This is a genomic window from Brevibacillus laterosporus LMG 15441, from assembly GCF_000219535.2.
Lineage (GTDB): Bacteria > Bacillota > Bacilli > Brevibacillales > Brevibacillaceae > Brevibacillus_B > Brevibacillus_B halotolerans.
Window position 1 is genome coordinate 4,078,448 of the sequence record NZ_CP007806.1, and the last position, 21,833, is coordinate 4,100,280.

Annotated in this window: 9 protein-coding genes; 5 read left to right on the top strand and 4 right to left on the bottom strand. The window is 46.9% G+C overall.

What is annotated here, in order from left to right:
* Nucleotides 1-2 precede the first annotated feature (2 nt).
* The 4 genes from BRLA_RS17900 to BRLA_RS17915 form a co-directional block, all read right to left on the bottom strand.
* Nucleotides 3-1,118, bottom strand: a complete 1,116-nt coding sequence (locus tag BRLA_RS17900) for a saccharopine dehydrogenase family protein (RefSeq protein WP_041752342.1) — start codon at nucleotides 1,116-1,118, stop codon at nucleotides 3-5.
* A 130-nt stretch (nucleotides 1,119-1,248) separates the two neighbouring features.
* Entirely contained in the window at nucleotides 1,249-10,356 is a 9,108-nt protein-coding gene (locus BRLA_RS17905) for a non-ribosomal peptide synthetase (protein WP_003336457.1), read from the bottom strand.
* 27 nt (nucleotides 10,357-10,383) lie between these two features.
* On the bottom strand, nucleotides 10,384-13,377 hold the full coding sequence (locus tag BRLA_RS17910; protein WP_003336456.1) for a salicylate synthase: 2,994 nt from the start codon (nucleotides 13,375-13,377) through the stop codon (nucleotides 10,384-10,386).
* A 540-nt stretch (nucleotides 13,378-13,917) separates the two neighbouring features.
* Entirely contained in the window at nucleotides 13,918-14,700 is a 783-nt protein-coding gene (locus tag BRLA_RS17915) for a thioesterase II family protein (RefSeq protein WP_003336453.1), read from the bottom strand.
* Between the two features lie 761 nt (nucleotides 14,701-15,461).
* Between BRLA_RS17915 and BRLA_RS17925 the strand changes: the two genes are divergently transcribed.
* The 5 genes from BRLA_RS17925 to BRLA_RS17945 are packed head-to-tail and all read left to right on the top strand — an operon-like array spanning nucleotide 15,462 to nucleotide 21,723.
* Nucleotides 15,462-16,064 (top strand): MptD family putative ECF transporter S component, encoded by a 603-nt coding sequence (locus BRLA_RS17925; RefSeq protein ID WP_003336452.1) that lies wholly within the window; start codon nucleotides 15,462-15,464, stop codon nucleotides 16,062-16,064.
* Nucleotides 16,061-16,741 (top strand): energy-coupling factor transporter transmembrane component T family protein, encoded by a 681-nt coding sequence (locus BRLA_RS17930; protein ID WP_041752673.1) that lies wholly within the window; start codon nucleotides 16,061-16,063, stop codon nucleotides 16,739-16,741. Before BRLA_RS17925 ends, BRLA_RS17930 begins: the two co-directional genes overlap by 4 nt.
* Complete coding sequence (locus BRLA_RS17935) at nucleotides 16,738-18,183, top strand: ABC transporter ATP-binding protein (RefSeq protein WP_041752346.1); 1,446 nt, start codon at nucleotides 16,738-16,740, stop codon at nucleotides 18,181-18,183. The genes BRLA_RS17930 and BRLA_RS17935 overlap by 4 nt, the downstream gene beginning before the upstream one ends.
* Nucleotides 18,173-19,984 (top strand): ABC transporter ATP-binding protein, encoded by a 1,812-nt coding sequence (locus tag BRLA_RS17940; RefSeq protein WP_003336449.1) that lies wholly within the window; start codon nucleotides 18,173-18,175, stop codon nucleotides 19,982-19,984. Before BRLA_RS17935 ends, BRLA_RS17940 begins: the two co-directional genes overlap by 11 nt.
* Entirely contained in the window at nucleotides 19,942-21,723 is a 1,782-nt protein-coding gene (locus BRLA_RS17945) for an ABC transporter ATP-binding protein (RefSeq protein ID WP_423752635.1), read from the top strand. The genes BRLA_RS17940 and BRLA_RS17945 overlap by 43 nt, the downstream gene beginning before the upstream one ends.
* Nucleotides 21,724-21,833 lie beyond the last annotated feature (110 nt).

The window sequence follows — 21,833 nt, forward strand, 5'->3', positions numbered from 1 at the left end:
CTCTACTTTATTTCGATTAATGAATGCGTAAGGTCAATCGTCTGCTCGCGTAAAGCATCGATCAGACTTGTCGCCGATACGCCTTCTGCCACAAAGAAGCAACCTGAGTTGGCACTCTTATCTTTTGCAATCAAACGAGCTACCGTTCCGGCAATGATGCCCGATAACCGATTCCAATCTCCCGAATACAAAAGGGTTGAAACCAGCCGCATTTTTTTACCGCTACGGTTACCGGTGGCATTCAGATGAAACATAGTGAAGTCCTCAACACCCTGTTTCTTTGTATTGAACTGCTCAACTAACAGTTGGGCTGAAGCCTTTTTCTGTTCTTCTGTTGTGTATTGCTGCAAAGCCTTGATCATCACAAATTGATTCAAGACAGAATTATTTTGAAAGCTATTGTAAAAATAGGCGGATGATATATTCTTTTGTTTAGCCATTTGGCTGAATTCCTGAGTTAAGATCGGATAAGTGTCACGTTTGCCTGCCGGGAGTGGCAATTCATAATTTCGATGAAACGAGCCATCTATTTTTTGCGCTTTTCCCTGCTTGCAATAGGTCATACCCAACCCGGTATCTTCCTCAATGCTACACACAATGTCGTAGGCCGCATTCAAGGAAAAATCGCCCTGACCCGCAAAAAACAATTCTAGAAAATCGACTTCTTCAAAATCGTTTTCAGCGATGTAGGCCGGGAAAATTTCTGATAACCCGGGGTAAACCCCTGCTGAAATGATAAACAGCAGTCCCTTCTCAGTGATCTCATTCTGTCTCTTTAGCAATTGACGATAGAGATGCTCATCTCCTGAAACATCTACATAATGGACGGCATGTTCTATGCACACAGAAGCGACTGTATCGACAATTTGCTTGGAAGGCCCCGCACAATTGATGACGATATCGCATGGGCTACAAAAGCGATGAAGCTGTTCCTCGTTAAAAACATCTACTTGCAGGCATTCGATCCTCTCTTCCATCCCCTTAAAAAGCTCACCAAGCTTTGCAGGATTTCTGCCTCCTAACACAACATGATGGTTCGTAAAGGCAAGAATGGTCTGTACGGCTTCTTTGCCTACGGTTCCACTAGCTCCCAGGATGCCAATCGTTTTTTTATCCAATGGTCTCTCTCCCTTTCCAGCCTGACTCTGTGCGCTAGCCTTCAAAGAGAAGACAAGGCTGACGATTGGCAAAAAGTCACTGTTTCCTTGTTCATTCTCCCTGAAGACAACGCAGGTCAGTTTTAGTTAATCAAATAGTTCCCTCGTCATAATTTGCCGCAAGCTGTTCCGTCGCTGAAGCACTTGTGTCAATGAACTTTGCAAGCATGCAAATCGTGGAATACTCAAAAAGAGTTTGCATCGACAATTCAATTTGATATCGCTCTTTTAGGAGATTGATGCATTGAATGGCACGTAACGAATCCCCGCCCCGTGCGAAGAAACTGTCGTGTATCCCAATCGGGCTACAATTCAACACCTCTTCCCAAACACTAGCTATGCTGATTTCTGTCTGTGTGGAAGGTGCAACATGTGCTTTTTTCGGCAAGCTTTCCTTCTTCCCGCCGAGCTTCGCAAGTGCTTTACGATCTACTTTTCCATTAGCTGAAAGGGGTAGCTTATCAAGCAGCACATACTCGGTTGGCACCATGTAGTCAGGTAACATCTTCTGCATCCAATCGGACAATTTTTCTGGTCTAAACACCTTAACTGTTTCAGGTGCCTGTGCCACGATGAGATGTCGATCGAATTTTGCTGCGACCTGATTGGTTTGCGGGAATGCCCGTACATGTGAAAAGCCCTGTCTCTCCAGTCTCGTGCACCATTGATCTGGCGCTAATAAAGGAAGATAATTCCCCTTACGCTCATCCTCTAGATGACTGAATCCATCTTCGAAGAACCCGACAGTGGTCAGCATAAGTCGGCTATTACGAGTGGACTCTACTAGGAGCAGAACTCCACCCGGTGCCAGCATTCCTCTCAGGTACTCAAGTGTCAAATCCAGGTTTCGTGAGCGATGGAGAGTATTATCTGCGACAATGACATCGAAAGAATGCGGTTCATAGCCTTGCCATAGCGGCGCTGTATTCATGTCAAACAACCCGTATTCAAGTGGCGCCTGCTCTCCCCACTCCTGTTTTGCCCTATCTGTAAAAAAGGCAGACTCGTCAGCGTAGACATATCGAGTACGCTCCACAGGCAGAGCGGAAACAAGCGTTTGTGTCAAATCTCCGACCCGTGTACCGATTTCTAGCATCCGTAGCTCTTTGTCAGCTGGGTAGCTGTTCAATATGGTGCAAAACACCTCTTTAGCAAGATTGCTGTAATACTCGCGCGTAAAGTCAAACCTCTTCAGGCCTGCTGGTGTCAACGAAGCATCTTCTGTAAAGAAAAGCTCAAGTGGATCAAGCTTGCCTGTTAAAAGATTCATAAACAAGGAAGAGTCTCGCGAAAAATGATCTTCTAGAGCCTGTACTGCTTCCATACCTACAGGTGATACCGACAACGCGTTATCCTGAGTGAATGTAGCTAGCCCCTCGCGTAATGAACGGAGACTTTGGTATGTTCCGTCCTCATTTTTAACGAGTAGCCCTTCTTCCACAAGCACAGTAAGCCAGTGAAGCAGCAGGGTCTTGTAACGCGGATGAACCTTGCATTGGCGCACCAGATCATCAATAAAATAACGCTCTCCTTGACTTCGGAACATCCCCATCTCATCTAGCGTGCGGCAGATGAAGGCAGAGCTTACACGGTCGGCCTCATGGAGGAACCGCGCGATTTCCTCAGCATCCATAGAATCAGGAACTTGGGCGGCCTGTAGCTTGCCAGCACTGCTGATTTCCTGCCAACGTGATTCACAATCAGCCGAATCTGCCTGCTCGGTTTCCAACAACTCCGCTCCTCTTAGCTGATCAAGTACCACATACCCCACCAAGCGTTTCTCCTCGCCTGATTCGTCCGGTACTGCAACGATAGCGTTCTTCACTCCGTCATGACGGTTCAGAGCCGTTTCAATCTCTCCTAGTTCAATCCGATGACCGCGGATTTTCACCTGAAAGTCTTCCCGACCAAGAAACTCTAGATTGCCATCAGGTAAGTAACGACCCAAATCGCCTGTACGATAGAGACGTTCACCTGTATGCGGATGATTGATGAACTTGTCATTCGTCTTGCTTTCATCCTGCCAATAGCCTTTTGCAAGGCCGACTCCACCGATATAGAGCTGTCCTGGCACCCATACCGGACAATTTTCCATCCATTCGTTAAGCACATAAAAGCGCTGATTGATCATCGGACGACCATAAGGAATACTCTTCCAGCTTGGGTCAATGTCTTTGATCGGATACAGATTCGACCAAATCGACGCCTCTGTGGCTCCACCCAAGCCGATCACCTGTACTTGTGGGAAATAAGCCTTAATCTTGTCTGGCAAATCTAATGGAATCCAGTCACCGCTCAACAGAACCAGACGCAGGGTTTGCGGCAGTTCTAAATTTCTTCCGGAAGCATACTCGATCAGCATCTGCATCAGTGCCGGAACCGTGTTCCAGACTGTCACCTGCTCCTGCTTCATCCATTCAATCCAGTGGGCAGGATCTTTGGCCTTGTCTGCTTCTGGCATGATGATCGTTCCACCCGCTGCCAGCATGCCGAAAATGTCGTACACCGATAGGTCAAAATTCAGATTGGAAAGGGCCAGTACTCGATCTTGTGGTCCTACAGAAAAACGTTGATTCACATCTTTAATCGTGTTAACAACGCCTCGATGGTCGATCATAACCCCTTTTGGCAAACCTGTTGACCCTGAGGTGTAAATCACGTAGGCTAAATCCTCCGGCTGCCCTGCAAACGGCAGTAGGCTCATTGCCTCAACCCTTGCTGGCATCTGATCTACTAATAATCGTTCAACGTCCTCAGGCCAGCTCAATTGCTCATCCAGCCAAGACTGAGTAAGCACAATGTGAACTTGTCCGTCACGCAATAGCTGTGAACGACGCTCGTCAGGATGCGCTGGATCGATAGGCAGATACGCCGCACCAGACTTCAGAATCCCAAGCGTTGCCACAACCTGCTCCCAGCCTTTCTCCATCACAACGGCAACCAGTGTGTTGGGCTTGGCTCCCTTTGCCTGCAACAAATTAGCAATTTTATCGGCAGAGAGGGATAACTCCTCATACGTCAAAGTCCGATTGGCAGAAATGACGGCTGGATGGTTCGATTGCTGAACCGCTTGTTTTGCAAATCGTCCAGTGAGTGTTTCTGAAGATACAGGCGCATCTGTATCGTTGGCCTCAACCCTTGCCTCTAAACGTGGAACAGAAATAAGACTAGACGTCTCTTTCTGCCAGATCGCCTCATCGTCAGTCAGACGCTGTAGCAATTGGCAATAAGCACTGAACATATCAGCAAGCATTCCCTCAGGGAACAGCCCTTCTACCGCATCCCAAATCAGGAGCAGTTCCTCATCTTGCTCCACCACCTGATGGTCGAGCCATACCTGCGGTGTTTGCGTAATGTTATACATGAGCTTGCCCAGCCACTTTCCATCTGTCTCGCTACCGCTCCACTGGTTAACCCCAAGAGCACTTGTAAAGACTACCGGCATCGTGACACCATGATGCTCACCCGTTTGCTTTGCCAATTCGCGTTGTACCTGAACTCCTCCAACATACGGATGATCCAAATCGCTCCAAAGCTGCTGCTGCAAATTCCGTCCCCGCTCCAACAATGTCTTACCTTTGGAAAGCTCCACAGCCAGCAAGGTTAATGTAGTGAAATCTCCTACGATATCGTTAACCTGTGCGTGAAGCGGCAGTCGGTTGAATTGTGTCAGATTAATTGTAAAGCGGGAGCTCTTGCTCCAAGCCCCAAGCGTTTCAGCATAAGCTGTCAGTAGAATTCCTGACGGTGTAAGTCCAACCTCCGCCGTCCGTTTTTTAAGCTTTTGCCACGCTTGTTTAGACAGCTTTGCTTCCAAACGACTAAATCGTTGTTCAGTAAGAGATTCTGGACTTTGAGCCAAAGGTAGCTGAGGAGCAGGAGGCAAATCAGGCAATCGAGCAATCCAATAATCGAGATCGCGTTGATACAGCTCAGATGCCTTAAGCTCTTCCAAGGCAAGAACATAATCCCTAAATGACAATTCTAATGTCGCCAACGATGCATCCGGCTCATGATAGAGCCTAGTCCATTCGCTCAGAAGATGAAACATGCTCCACCCGTCAAAAATCAGGTTGTCAAAGCTGATATGCAAACGAACGCACTCTACTCCAAAGCGGGAAGCCCTTACGTCAAACAAAGGCCACACGTCTGTAGAAAGCACCTGATGCGACATTTCTTCCCGAATCTGCTCCAATTCGGCTTCGACCTCTTCAGGGGCCTTGCCGCGTAAGTCATTGACATGAATCAGATAGGCTGGAACATCCTCTAAAATTCGTTGCTGCCAGCCATCCGGCATGATAACAGCCCGCATCATTTCGTGGTGATCAATCAGTCTCTGCCAAGCACGATTAATCTGCTCAAGATCTAAATTTCGCCCTTCAATCTCAAAATAACAATGAGTGGAAACATTGCCCAATGCGTAAAGACCGCTTCGCCCCACCCAATACGCCTGCTGGATATCGGTCAATGGGAAAGGCTGGTTCCGATCCTGTGGTATCGGTACGATTTGTGGTAGGGCTTCCGCCGAATCGTCATGCAGCCCTCTCTGGTCCATAAGCGTCTGGACTTGCTCTGCCATCCCTGCAATCGTAGGCTTTTCAAAAATCCGCCCCAGTGACAGCTCTATCTCAAACCTACTGCGTACCAGAGCACTTAATTTGGTAGCCAAAAGAGAATCTCCACCTAATTCAAAATAGTTATCCGTAATACCAACACGATCCATATCAAAAAGCTGGCACCAGATCGCCGCAAGGTCTGTTTCAATTGGCGTCCTTGGAGCTGTATAAGTCTTTTCCGCCTTAGCCTTGATCAGCTTGTCAGGGGTCGGCAATGCTTGTCGATCCACCTTACCATTGGATGTTAGTGGCATTTCGCTCAATAATATGAAAGCTGATGGTACCATGTAATCAGGCAGCTTTTGGCTCAAAAAACCAGAAAGCTTAACCGGGCTGAATTGTGTAACATGAAGCGGTGCCTGCGCAACGATTACATGCTGGCCAAAGACACTTGCCGGATCATTCTGTTCTGGGAAGGAGGCAACCTGCGCGAAGGTTTGTTCCTGCAATAATTGTTGCCACTTTTCAACAGATAAAAGCGGTCGCTGTTCTGCGTGTCTTTCGTCTTCAAAATGGATAAATCCGTCCTCAAGGAACCCTGTACTTACTTGCTGTAAACGACTATTGCGCGTCATTTCCAGCAAAATCAGCAAGCCTCCAGGAGCAAGAAGGGATTGCATATGTAAAAGAGCCGTATCAATATTACGTGCACGATGCAGAGAATCCGAGGCAATAATGACGTCATACTGATGCGCATCATAGCCCTGATCCAGTGGATTCTGATCGATATCCAACAACTGATAATGCACAAACGAATACTCCTTGAATCTGTTTTTAGCCGCACTTGTAAAGAAGGTCGAGTTGTCCGTGCATGTATAAAGAGCTGCATCAGAGCGCAGTAAAGCTAGTAACGATTCGGTTAACGCTCCGCTCCTTGCGCCAATTTCTAAAATACGCAGCGGTTCAGATCTGTTTTGCAGGCCATGTTGAATATCTTCCATGATTGATTGTGCAATGCTGTTTCTGTGCTTTGTGCCAGGAAGTGCTTGCATCAGATCATTTGGGGTCAAACCCAGCTCATCTGAAAAGAAATAAGCCAGCGGATCAAGCTCTCCTGTCAAAAGCGCAGCATTGGCGTTGTCCATTTGCTGAAGATAACGTAAAAGTGCTTGTGCATGCTGCTCCCATGCAGGAGGCAAATGGCTTTCCAATGTCTCCTCAAGCCGTTCTTCCGATATGGTCTGAACGATCACGAATGTGTCCGGTGCTTCTGTTCTGACAATGCCCTCGTCGGCCAATATCTGAAGCCACTGTCTGATCAACTCGCGGTAACGAGGCTGAATGCTACAATACTGCATCAGAGAATCGAGTGTGTAGCTTTGATTTGTCTGCAAATCTACCCCTGCTTGTTTCAGCGCGCGGCAAATATAGCGAACACCAAGACGCTCCATATCGGCCCAAAACACAGGAAAATCTGTTGGACTAATCTCATTGAGCCATTCTTGTTCGCATCCTGCCTTCATTACATTGTCCCAGAGTACCTCGGTCTGTTTCAGATCAGCGCTTACACTGTCATACAAGGATGATTCATTTGCCTGTTCTGGAACCAAATAGCCGATCAGATGCTTGTTTTCCCTAGAATCACCTACTGCTGTGACGACTGCATCGCGTACACCTGGATGCTGTTTCATGGCCGTTTCGATCTCACCCAGCTCAATGCGATGTCCTCTGATTTTGACCTGAAAATCCTGGCGTCCGAGAAATTCAATTGTTCCGTCAGGCCAATATCGTCCTAGATCACCGGTTCGATACCAACGGGAACCATTCCAATTAACAAAGCGTTCTTCGGTAAGCACCGAATCACCCCGATAGCCTAATGCGACACCGGTTCCTCCAATCCAGAGTTCGCCTGCTACCCAGTCGGGGCAATCTCTTCCTTTGATATCCACCACTCGATACGCCTGATTGGTCAGCGGACGCCCATAAGGAATCGATGTCCAATGTGCTGGCAGCGGCAATGTAACCTGGAAGAAATTAGACCAGATGGATGCTTCTGTAGCTCCCCCCATCGCTACCAGCTCGCTATGCGGGGCTACACGTTTCAGACGCGGTGGCAAATCTAGGCCAATCCAGTCACCGGACAGCATCGTTAAGCGAATCGGCAAGCTGTCGTACTGTCCGCTTTCCGCGGCGATTAATAGCATATCGAGTAGTACTGGGACCGAATTCCAGAGTGTAATCTGATACTTGTCAACCAGCTTAGCCCAATGGCCAGCATCACGGCGTGTCTCCTCGGTAATCAGCACAAGAGAGCCGCCCACGCTCAATAGTCCAAATATGTCATAGACAGAAAGGTCAAAATCAAGAGCGGAAACCGCTAAGATACGATCAGTGGAACCAACCTGATAGCGCGTGTTAATGTCAGCAACCGTATTCCATGCTCCAAAATGACTGATTTCTACCCCTTTTGGCTCACCAGTAGAGCCTGAAGTAAAGATGATATAAGCTGGACTATCCCCAGAAATTGAGACAGGCTCACTCAAAGGAGCTATGCTCACCGCGTTCGTGATTGACAAGACAACGGCATCCTCTGGCCAATCCAAAGCTTGAGCCCATTCATCATCGGTTAGAACGTATCGAATGTCTGCTTTTTTATGAATTCGCTCGCGACGAGTAGCCGGCTGTCCGGTGCCAATCGGAACATAGCAGCCACCAAGTGCCATAATGCCAAGCACCGCAGCGATTTGATTGATTCCCCTCGGCATGGTAACGGCAACAGGATCGCCCGATTTTATCCCCTGTTCCTTAAGAAAAGCCGCCACCTGCAACGCGTACCTAGATAGTTCGCCATACGAAATATTTGTATCTGTATGACTATCAATCAGCGCCGTTTCTTGCGGATTCGTAGCAGCATGCGCAAAGAATGCACTGTGCAAGCATTGACCCGGTTGTGCAAGTAACAATTCACTGTCCTGGTTCTGCCTTTGCTGCTCCAGATTAGGGAGAAGCTTTGGCCTAGCTTGCCAATCATTGTCATGGACAACTAGCCAGTCCATAAGTTGGCCAAAAGCAGCAAACATTTGGTCAATCATGCCGTCCGGGAATAGCTGATCGACGGAATCCCACGCCAGCAATAAGCCCCCATCCATTTCATAGGACTGGAAATCAAGCCATACCTGCGGCGTTTGCGAAATCATATAGGAGAGCTGTCCTAAAGTCTGACGGCATTCCTCATTGATGAGCGGTGTACCTAAATTGCACGCGAAAACAACAGGAGCAAAATCCCGCTCTCCCGGGCGAACTCTCGCCAAATCACGTTGAAGCTGTACACCCGAATAAGCTGCGTGAGCGACATCCTGATGAAACTGTGCTTGCACCGCATGAACACGGTCCAAAAATGATTGACGGGTACGTAGGTCAACCGCAAGCAAAAGCAGGTTGGTAAAATCGGCAACAACCTCTTCAATGCCAGCGTCACCGGTTTGACGATCAAACAATGGTATATTAATGAGAAACTGCGAATGGGTGCTCCAGCGATCAAGAATTTCTGCATATGCCGTTAACAGTACCATCGCCGGTGTGACTCGTTTGGCTGCAGATCGTTTTTGTAAAAGCTTCCAGTCCTCAGCTTTCATGAAATAGTTCCTTCTGGTAAAAACAGGTACCTTAATCATTTCCGGTTTTTCCTTCAGTGGTAAGCCCGGCGCCCCTGGTAGCGTGGACAGCCTCTCCTGCCAATAGTGGGCGGCTTGCTTTCTATCTGAAGTCCGGTGCTGTATTTCATGCTGAAGATAGCTGGCAAAGCTCCAATGAGCAGGTGCCGCTGGTTGGCAGCCACGTGCATATGCCGCTGCTAGATCACGTAACAGAATGTGCAGGCTTTGCACGTCAGCAACAAGCAAATCAATATCAAAATGCAGCCGGGTACGCCCCTCTGGCAACAAACTCAGCTCTAGACCCGCTACCTCTCCCTTCTCCACCGCCAGACGACGATGTGACAGACGGCCACGTATACTCTCCAGTTTCAGAGCGAGCTCATCCTCGGCATATAAACGCAGGTCATGTACAGGCACTGTTGTTGTATAAGGAGTGTTCAGCACCTCTTGCAATCCATCAGCCAAAAATCTTACTCGAAGCATCGGATGATGCCTGAAAAGCTGTTCCCATGCGACTTGCAGACGTCCATGCTCTACGCCTGTGCCATCAATCTCAAGATAGGCATGGCATCCAACTCCGCCCAGCGGCTGATCATCTTGACGTCCAATCCAATAGGCATATTGCACATCCGTGAGCGCAAAAGGACTATTCGTCTCCTCTTGTGCTTGGACTGTTTGTTCTTGGACTGCTATATTATTGTCAATTAAGGAAGAAGGCGCTGGACTGTTTTTTTGCAGAAGCGCCCACCAATCACTCAGGTGAGGGGAAGCGATCAGCTCAGCAAACGTAACCTTCACGCCTTCCTTTCGCCATTTGTTGACCATTCTCATCATTTGTAACGAATCCAACCCTAGCTCGATCAGATTCTGATCATCATGAAACTCGACAGGCGCAGGCAGCATAGCCTGAATCTGCATCCGCACCTCCTCATAGCTTAATGAGGAGGCAGGGCTTGTGGATTGGCTGTCAATGCGCAGATGTTTCATCAGAGTTACCACCTTCCCAGGCAATGCCTATACTGGTTTTACTTTTTCTGCTTCACGGCTGGATACAACTAGCTGCCTGGAAAAACTGCTCAATTTTTCACGTGTTTCTTCCAGCTCTCTGGTTGGTAAAGACATCTCTACCACGCCTGCTCCGGCATGCAGCCATGCACTGTTGTTTTGTTGATAGATTGTTCGTAGCACCAGCGCTGCGTCCATTGCACCATCGCTGTCAAAGGTCATGACGCAACCACTGTAGAGATTTCTCGGCTCAGACTCAAGTCTGCCTATGGCATCGATCGATTCTTTTTTGGGAATACCAGAAGCAGTGACAGCAGGGAACAGGGCACGGAACGCATCCCATGAGTTAAACTCAGGCTTTATTTTCCCTTTCAATCTTGAAGCAATATGCTGAACGGTTCCCCGGCTGGCAACAGACATGAAATCACTTAAAAGGATCGTCGTAGAATCGCAGACGCTTTTTAGCTCTTCAAAGGCAAGTTTTACAGATACCGCATGCTCCGCGATTTCCTTAGGATCATTTAAAAGCTCATCTTTAAGCTTGTCTCCCTCGTCCTCGTTGCGTCCACGCGACCGCGTTCCTGCAAGCGGGAAGGTACTTACCCATCCATTGCTATCAACCTCAACCACCGTTTCTGGACTAAAGCCAGCCACGTGCAAACCATCGAGGCTGAGCAAAAAGGAACGAGCAGGAGTGTTGACTCTTCTGCCTGCGATATAGCTAGCCACCATATCAAGCTCTTGGTGGATCGGAATTTTTCTAGATAGGATCACCTTGTGGTATTTGTGCTCCTTAATCTCTCGAACAGCCTCCGCTACCCCTTGCATGTAGGCTTCAGCGCCATACGTATCCGCCTCAGGAACATCCAATTTTTGACTGGCCACTCTTTGTACAAGCGCATTTTTCTCGTCTTCGATTCCATTCTCTCGAAGCTTTCGCAGTAAATCAGCGAATTCATTTCGTTTTTCTTCACGTAGAGCTCTTAACAGAATAGAGCCTTTGGTAAAACGAATCTCCACCTCTGGAATAAACAGCTTAATAAGACGACCGGCTTCAGACAGTAATGGCAGATTCTGATAATAACGGGCCATTCCAAAGTTAACCGTTCCATAAGCACGCCAGTTTTTTAGCGGTATAGAAGCAAATGCTTTGTCAATGGTTGCACTTAGCAAATTATTTTCAAAACGGATTGTTTGGTTGTCATAGGCTAGGGTTGTATGTTGCTCATCTACAGTTAGAAGAGCATGAATCCCCATCCCCAACGACAGCTCATCACCGTTTTCATAAAGCAGATAGTTTTCATAAAGACCTTGCTCAACAATTTGTGAAGCTGCCAAATGAACGTCTCCCTCAAAAGCAATCGTTTCCTCCAGATAGGAGACCTCGCACGTCGTTGCATGGCTCTTTGGTGCTGTCGCTAATTCTTTGAGTTTGGCTTTATTTACTTTACCGACGCTAGTAAGCGGCCAGTAATCGATGAATTCGATTTGATCGGGCATCTTATAACGCGCCACTCCCTTTTCATGGAAAAAGGCATGAATGTCAGCAAGGGTGATGTCCTGATTGTCAGTAATGACATAAGCGCAGCTTTTTTCACCAAGTGTTGGGTCTGGCAGAGTAATCAGAGCGGCATCCTTGATATCTGGATGCATACGCAGGTACGCCTCTACTTCAGCAGGCATAATTTTTTCCCCCGCTCGGTTGATTTGCTCCTTGATTCGTCCCCCGATCTGGAAATTTCCCTCCGGTGTGATCCTTGCCTTGTCTCCAGAACGATAAAAGCCATCAGGAGTGAAGCTCTCGCGGTTCTGCTCCGGGGCTCTGTAGTACCCGCTTATTGTATAGGGGCCTCGAACGATAAGTTCCCCATATGCACCTGCCTCAACGTCATTTCCATATTCATCAACGATTCGAACCTCATCCGCATCGGAGAGTGGACGTCCCTGACAACTGATGATGACAGACTCTGGATCATCAAGGGATGTGCAGCAGATGAGACCCTCTGCCATTCCAAACACCTGCTGGAGCTTACATTTCATTTCATGAATGACGCGTTTTGCGAGATTTTCATCTAACATGGAGCCGCCTACCTGTAGAACTTCAAGGCTTGAGAGATCGTTGGAGGTATCCCATTCCAGCACTTCAAGCCATACATGGACAATAGAAGGTACAAGGGCAGTGATGGTCACCCGCTCTTTTTCAATAAGGGGAAAAGCTTCGTCGCCACTTGTTGTTTGACACAGCACGACTTTCCCTCCAGCAGACAGTGTGCCAAGAATTCCGGGGCAGCAGAGAGGAAAGTTATGCGCAATCGGTAAAACAGCAAGATAGACGCTTTGCGGAGTCAGTTTGCAGCGCGTTGCGGCTGCTTTTGCATTGTATGCGTAATCGGCATGGGTTCTTGGGATGAGCTTTGGAGTACCGGTCGTTCCACCGGATAAGAGCAACAGAGCCGTGTCCTTGTATGATGGCACATCCAGCTCTGCTGGTGTCCCGCTGATATCAGCAAGATTGATGCCGATGTCACTTTCTCCATCAGTCATGACAAATTTGACGGACGGATGCTTTTTAACCAATTGTTGCGCCATTTTGGTGTAGTCAAAGCCAAGAAACGTAGTTGGTATTATATAAGCAACCGGTTTGGCGAGTGTAAAAATTCCGTCTAGTTCAGCCTCTCTATGAGCAGGTAAGACCAATATCGGCAAAGCACCAATGCGAAAGAGAGCAAAGCATGTGAGTACGAAAGAAATCCGATTCGGAAGCTGTACAGCCACATTGTCCCCTTTCTTGATTCCCATCTGAATGAAACCAGAAGCTAGCTCATCAACCTGACTGTCAAGCTCTTTGTAGGTGAGTCTGCTATCTCCTTCCACTAGCGCTTCTCGATTCTGGTATTGTTGGGCCCACATGCGCAATTGCTGACCAAGCGTTTTTGGCTCCCAAAATCCGAGTTGTTCGTAATTTTTTGCAGTATCCTCAAACCATTCTGTAGTCGCTTTCATTATGTCCTCCTCTTGAATACCTGCGGGTCAATCATTGTGCACCCAAAGCGGGATTATGCAGGGTACTGTCAATCTGGTTGCAAGATCGTGATGGTTTGTCTAACAATACGATATTGATAATGATAATCATTGTCAATAGTTTTCAACCACAAATTTTCTTGATATTGGTAAAAAGGTGCTGAATTCCCTTCCAATTTCTCACTTTTTCCTTCGTTCATTCCACCAGGTTTTTGGCTTACATTTCATGTTCGTCGGGCATTTGTATTACCAGAGTACTGAGAAGATTCCTTCAATGACATTTGAACACTCTCCAGTCGGGATGCATGTGATAGCGCTCTGGACAAAAAGGCACCACTATACCAACAAGATGCGCGAAAGTAGTCCGTACACACTCCCATATCCCGCTTTTATGGCTATTTGCCTTCCCGCCCATTCCCGATCTGTTGAAACAATGTTAGTTGTAATCCCTGCCATTTCGTTATTCCCAATGGCGAAAAAAGGCGCCTTATTTCTCTAGCTGGATCGATTGATCCCCATCCATTAGCTGTCCCTTCTTGAAAGCGTTCGTTCTTTTTGCTGTGAAATGATTTTTGTAACGGATTGCATAAGCCTCTCCCTTTTTGCTGTCAAAAAGAAATGATCCCCTTCAATCATCTCAAGCGTAAAATCAGAGCTGGTATGACCCTCCCAAGCTTCCATCTCCTCTCGATTCGCCTCCGTATCCTCAGTCCCGCAAAATGCAGAAATCGGGCATTTGAGGAGTGCTTCCTCTGCATACACGTACGTTTCGTCTACAGCAAAATCCGCTCGCAATACCGGGAGAAACAGGTTCATGAGCTCCCTGTTTTGCAAAATTGCCTCGGGAGTACCGGAAAAACGGCGCAGTTCACTGACAAATTCATCATCAGGCAAATGGTGCAAAGGATGTGGCTCTGGTATGTTTGGAGCTCGACTACCTGAAACAATCAGGCGGCAAGGCTGGAGCTTCCATTTTCTTCGAACAGCTCGTGCAAGCTCAAAAGCAATTCGCGCTCCTAAGCTATGACCAAAAAAGAGAAATGGGCGATCCAAATACGGATAAATTGCCTGAGAGATTGCTTCCACTAGCGCCTCCATGTCACATAGAGCCTGTTCCCCAATCCTGTTCTCCCTTCCTGGAAGCTGGATAGGGTACACTCCAATATCCCGGGGCAGCGTATTTGCCCAGCCTCGGTAAGCTGATGCCCCTCCTCCTGCATAGGGCAAGCAGAAAAGACGAATAGTGTCTTTCGCTTCAGGATGAGAAATCAGCCATGGAGTGGCTGCTTGATCAGTTTCCAACATAACTCCCCCATTCTTTCCATCAGTCGAGTCGGGCGCTAAGCTCCACCATGTTTTTTAACAAGCTCTTTTAGGAGAGCGTCACTGGATCTGTGCTACTTCGACCTTCGACCATAGTGGATATGAATATTCATTTGATAATGATTATCATAATCATATTAACGCTAAATTTACAAAATCTGCATTTGATCTATTTTTTGTAAATTTACCTAGTTTTCCTCCATTATCTCGTCCTAGGTCCATCAGATTGACTTTTTTGCAGATTATGCCAGTTTCTTGAGTAACGACGTTGATTGTCGCCAAGCATGATCGGGTCAAAAGGGCGTCATTTCTTTGTCTTCTCGCTTCATGCTACTGGCTCGACTATCGTCTCCCTTTTTCTAAATTCCAGTTTCTGGAGTCCAAATTTTGGGGATTGATCAAGAAATACGAAGAAACATCGAGATATTTGGCGAAAATAGCAGGAATATCTGCCAAAATATAGGCTTTTCCACTTTGACGATGATTCTCATTATCAATATTGTAATTCTATACCAGTTTTATTACGTTTTACGTGAGACTGGCTACATAATTGTTTCACTTGCATTTCAAAAAAGGGAATAGAGGGGGCTTTTATTGATTTGAAGGGTACGATTTGAGTTGAAATAAAGGCTCATGTCAACAGACAGGAGGCAAAAGAAAACAATTCGGCAGTACAGGAAATCCCGCCTAACAGCCTCAGCGGATGCCGATCGACTACATGTGAAAAAACAGGAGGATTTAACATGCAAACACAGACAGAAATCTCTCAAAACAGATGGAAAATGCGTGATTTCATTACACTTGCCATTTTCAATGTGGTGATGCTCATTATTATGACGATTTGTCCAATCTTTACGGTTGTTTCTTATCTGGTTGTAGGAGGAGCCGCTGCACTGTTTAATGGGCCGATCTATATGGTTATGTCCAACAAAATTAACAAACGCGGTGTACTGTTCTTTACGTGCATCATTACAGGCTTGTATTTCGTAGCTTTTGGTTATGCTTATTATCTGCTTACACTAGCTGTGATCGGAATTATCTGCGAATTAATTCTTTGGGGAGGCGCTGCCTATAAGAGCACTGCCCGCAATGCCATTGGATACGCTATTTTTTATGTTGGCTGGTCTCTTTGCGGCGTTGTACCGCTTATTTTCTTCCGCGAGCAATATTTAGCTATTTTGAAGAAAAGCTACTCTCCAGAACAGCTTGAAGCCATGCTTTATTATTTTGATACGCCAAGCATGATTCTGATCATGTGCACAATCTCTGCTATCGGTGGGCTAGTTGGTTGCTTTATCGGGAATTTGCTGATGAAAAAACATGTGAAAAAGGCAAAGCTGGTATGAGCATTCTTGGTCCCAAAACGCATTTATTGGTGCTGATTTTAACAAGTATCCTCTCCACGCTTGTGAGCAGTTCATTGCAGGCACATTTGATGGTGCTTGCTTGCGCACTGTATTTGATTTGCAACAAACAGCCCAGAAAGGCGCTGTTTTTTGTGCTGTCATATATCGCTCTAATGACGATTTTAACAATTCTGCCAGAAGGTGCAGGAACAATCATTATTATTCTCTATACGTTTGCCAGAACGGTTCCGATGGTCATGATCGGGACAATGCTGATGATTTCGACTCCAAGCAGTATCATGTGTGCCTTTGAACGGTTACGCATCCCAAAAGCTGTGCTTATCATGGTCTGCATTCTGAACCGCTTTTTTCCGGTTGTTTGGCTTGAAATGAAAGCAATTCGAAATGGCATCAGGGCCAGAGGCATTTTTCCCCAGTGGTATAGCGCTCTCTTACATCCAGCCATGGCCTACGAGTGCTTTTTTATGCCGTTGATCGTCCGTTGCCTTAAGCTATCGACTGAATTAGCCTCGTCCGCAGAACTGCGGGGCATTGAGTGCGGCTGCGCCAGAACCTCTATCCATCCAGTAGGCTTTCGGGCCATAGACGGCATGGCGGTGGTGCTTTATACGCTGACCGGGACAGCGATTTATTGGACAGGAGGTCTGAACTTGTGATTGAGTTAAACAGCGTCACCTTCCGCTATGAACATGAAGGCGGAGAAGCCGAGAACGAAAACGGTGTAAAGCAAATCAATTTAGCTGTAAAGGCTGGGCAATGCGTTGTGCTTTGCGGCCGTTCAGGCTGCGGTAAAAGTACGATCATGCGCCTGATCAACGGACTTGCACCCAGCTTTTATGCTGGTAGCCTCACTGGACAGGTACATGTTGGCGGAAGAAGTCCTGCCTCTCTTAGTCCAGAGGAACGAACCAGACTCATGGGTGTTGTGTTTCAAGACCCCCGTAGCCAGTTTTTCATGGAAACCGTGCGGGACGAGCTGGCGTTTTCAGCCGAAAACCTCGGCGTTTCGCCACAAGAGATTATGAACCGAATAGAAAAACAAGCGAAAGAGCTAGATATCTTTCATTTGCTCGACCGTCCTCTTCATATGCTATCTAGTGGACAGAAACAACGGGTGGCCATTGCGGCAGTGTCTGTTCTTTCACCACCACTTCTGATGCTTGACGAGCCTACTGCCAATCTAGATCATCACTCTACGCAGAATCTGATTGAAATCCTGAGTAGGCTTAAGAAAAACGGCACTACCCTCTTCATCAGCGAGCATCGGTTACACCCATTCTTGCCTGTTGCCGATCTATTTGTCTGCATGGATAAAGGAAAGATCGCACGAACATGGACGAAAGAAAAATTTGCTCAGCTTTCCTATGAAGACGTACGTCCATATGGTCTGCGCCACCCTGATATGATTACATGCCTATCGGAACACAAATCAACTGAAGTGCCGAAGTCCCTCCCTGCTCTGGAGGGTCGGAAGCTTACCTATCGATACAAAAGAAAAGGTGATGGGATTACAGACGTTGACATCACGCTTTTGAAAGGAGAGGTTACCGCACTGACAGGGGAAAACGGAACGGGAAAAACCACCCTAAGCAAAGTTCTGTGCGGTCTTCTGCGCCAGCAAAAAGGGGTGATTTTCAGTCAAGGAAGCCGATTATCGGCAAGCCAACGACGCGCCTCCAGCTATCTTGTCATGCAGGATGCCGACTATCAGCTCTATGCAGACAGTGTAGGCAATGAGATTGTTTTAGGCAGACGTGTGGATGATTCGCTTCGTTTGAAGGCCTATGAGGCATTGGATGCCTTTGGCTTAGGAGAGCTTCGAGATCGGCACCCTGCCTCCCTTTCCGGCGGAGAAAAGCAGCGAGTAACCATGGCCGCGGCTTATTGTTCAGATGCGGAATTAATCATACTCGACGAGCCGACCAGCGGACTTGACGGCGACAGCGTACTCAAGGTTGTTGCATGGGTAAAAAAATTAGCGCAGGCTGGCAAAATCGTCCTCATCATTACGCACGACAACATCCTTTCCGAATTAGCCTGCGATCAAGTCATTGAACTGAAGAATCGGCAGAAAGAAGTGATAACTGTTGAAAGCTAAGGAAAAAAAGGGAATTTCAAGGCTAATCGAGCTTGCCGGTGAAAAAAAGTCACTTATGGTGTGGTCAGCAATTCTGTCTACCGTAAGCGTGTTTTTGATGCTGGTTCCGTATCTCTCAGTCTACTATGTGATGACTGAGCTTTTAACACATGCTTCTGATATTTCCTCTGTGAACGCTGCGTACATCCTACAGTGGGCTATTTGGGGCATTGTAGGTATGCTACTGGGTTATTTCTTCATGTATGTCGGCGGAATGCTTTCGCACATTGCCGCTTTTCGCATCCTCTATGGCATTAGAGTCAAGCTGTCAGATCATATCGGGGCGCTCCCTCTTGGCTACTTTACTAAAAATGCTACAGGTAAAATCAAAAAAATCGTTGAGCTGGATGTAGAAAAAATCGAACTGTTCATCGCCCATCAGCTACCCGATTTGATTAACACGATCGTCATGATCATAGCAATTATTGTCACGATGTTTTCACTTAATATTTGGCTTGCACTGGCTTGCATCATCCCCATGCTGATTGGATTTGCCGCCCAATTCTCCATGATGGCCGGCAAAAAAGCAAAGCAGGGATTGAAGGAGTATTTTGACGCGCTAGAAAACATTAATACTTCATCCATCCAGTACGTACGGGGGATGCCTTCTATCAAAATCTTTGGGCAAACCGTTCACTCTTTTCGAAAATTCCATGAAGACATGTTGCATTACCGTAATTTTAGTGTGACTTATACAGATAATTTTCAAAACGGCTATGTTTCCTTTAAAGTCATCCTTTTATCATTAGCAACTTTCTTTTTACCTGTCGGACTGTTTTTTATCAGCACAGATCCACATAACATCGCCTTTGCCGCAACATTGCTGTTTTTTCTCGTTTTGTCACCAGGTATTTCCACGCCGATTTTCAAATTAAACAGCTTTGCCTCCACCCTTAACACGATTGTTGAAGGGGTTAACCGCATTGACGGTATGTTCAAGGAAACAACCATCAAAGAACCTGAAATCGGCAAAAAGCCATCGTCTTATGACATCGGCTTCCATGAGGTTTCCTTTTCATACGGAGATGAAGGCAGCCCAGAGGTTTTGCAGGGAATCAGCTTTATGGCGCCCCAGGGCAAAATCACTGCGCTGGTCGGCCCATCCGGTTCGGGAAAATCCACTGTCGCCCAGTTAATCCCACGGTTTTGGGACGTGCAAAAAGGAAGCATCACCATTGGCGGCGTGGATATCCGCGACATGAAAATGAATGAGCTAATGGACACCCTGTCCTTTGTCTTTCAGGATACGTTTCTGTTTTCCGATACACTCTACAATAATATTTTGGCGGGCAGGCCAACTGCAACGCAGGATGAGGTCTATGAAGCAGCGAGGGCAGCGCAATGTCATGAATTTATTGAGCGTTTGCCAAATGGTTACGATACGCTAATTGGCGAGGGCGGGGTTTATCTGTCAGGCGGCGAGGAACAGCGAGTATCTGTGGCAAGAGCCATCCTGAAGAATTCCCCTATTCTTGTACTCGATGAAGCTACCGCTTATGCAGATCCGGAAAATGAATACCAGATGCAGCTTGCGCTACGCGAGCTTATCAAGGACAAAACGGTATTGATCATTGCCCATCGTTTGACAACTATATGCGAAGCAGATCAGATCATTGTCCTAAAGGAAGGGCAAATCGACGATCTCGGAACCCATAGCGAGCTTCTTGCTCATAATGGTTTATATAAAAGCATGTGGGACGCCTATACATCCTCAGCAGAATGGAAAATCGACATTTCGCAGAAGGAGGGGGAATTCGTGTGATAAGGGAACAGCTTTACAACATTACTACGGGTGAACCAAAGAAAATATGGAAGCCCATCCTTTGGACTGTTTTGGCCAACTTAGTCAATATATTTCCATTCGGATGCCTGGCCGCAGCAGTAAGTATGATTTATGCCTACTATGCGACAGGACAATCCTCTTTGAACATGCAAACTCTCTGGCTCATATGGGGAGGCATGCTATTTTTCCTTGTCCTTGTGTTTCTATGTGAGCGGATGTCTTACCGTTCTACCTACCGCAGTGCGTACGAATCTTCTGCTGATGGACGGACACAGCTAGCAGAGCATATGCGCAAGCTCCCTTTAGGATTCCTCATGAAAAAGGACCCCGGAGAACTTGGCCATATGATGATGAATGATTTTACTCATTTAGAAAATGCCGCGACAAATATTCTACCTCAGCTTGTAAGCGGTGCGATTATCCCCATTTTGACCTTCTTTGGTCTGCTGTTTATAGACTGGCGAATGGCTGTAGCTATGCTTGCAGGGTTACCCGTAGCTGTGCTGTTGCTATGGAGTATTTCCGGTTTAGAACGAAAACTTGGCAAGAGTCACTCCGCTGCCAAGATCGTTTTGGCAAATTGTTTGCAGGAATACCTGTTAGGGATGAAAGTAATCAAGGCATACAATCTGCGCGGTGAGAACTTTACAAGATTAAAACAGTCTTTTTATCGTTATATGAAGGAAAGCATTAAGCTGGAGGGTGCGCTAGGGCCATTCTTTTTAGTTGCCATGGCCTTTATGCAAACTGGCGTGTCTTTAATGACCATCGTGGGAGTTTATCTCATATTGGGCGGAGAAATTTCAGTTCCTCTGTTTGCTACATTCTTGTTAGTGGGTACTCGTGTTTTTGATCCACTATCGGTTGCTATCATGCGCCTGCCAGCGTTCAAATATGATGCCATGGCTGGAGAACGCATCGTTAGTCTATTAAATGAGCCTGTCATGAAGGGTGAAAACGAACCTCCCGAAGCTCATGATATCCGCTTTGACAGCGTGACCTTTAGCTACGACAAGAACATCGTACTAGACAATGTTTCTATGGAAATGAAGGAAGGGACGCTTACCGCGATCGTTGGCCCTTCAGGAAGTGGAAAAAGCACACTGCTGCGCCTGATTGCACGATTTTACGACCCTCAACAAGGGAAAGTGCTGTTTGGCGGTAGCGATGTAAGTGAAATGGACCCAGAAAAGCTTATGAAAAAAATCTCCATGGTATTTCAGGACGTTTACTTGTTCCAGGACACAATCGGCAACAATATCCGCTATGGACGCGAGAACGCTACGCAAGCAGAAATTGAGGAAGCTGCTAAAGAAGCTTGCTGCCATGATTTTATCATGAAGCTGCCTCAGGGTTATGACACCATGATCGGGGAAGGTGGTTCTACGCTCTCTGGTGGCGAACGTCAACGCATTTCCATCGCCAGAGCCATACTCAAAAATGCCCCCGTGATCCTGCTTGATGAGGCCACCTCCTCGCTCGATCCAGAAAACGAGGTGGAAATGCAAAGAGCAATCAATCGCCTGATTAAAAAACGTACCGTCATCATGATCGCTCACCGATTGAAAACCGTGGTCAACGCAGACAAAATTATCGTGCTGGACAAAGGCAAAATCGTCGAAGAAGGGCAGCATGAGGAGCTTATCCAAAACGCGGGGTTATATGCGAAGCTGTGGGAGCTTCAGACCAAAACGAATGGCTGGAGAATTACGGCCTAACAGATTACCCCTTGAGCCAGTGAGATCGCTTTATTGAAAAAGGCTTAGAGAAAGCACTCTCTTTGTTCACTTTCTCTGAGCCTTTTTAGCAAGATAGAGGCAATGTAGCA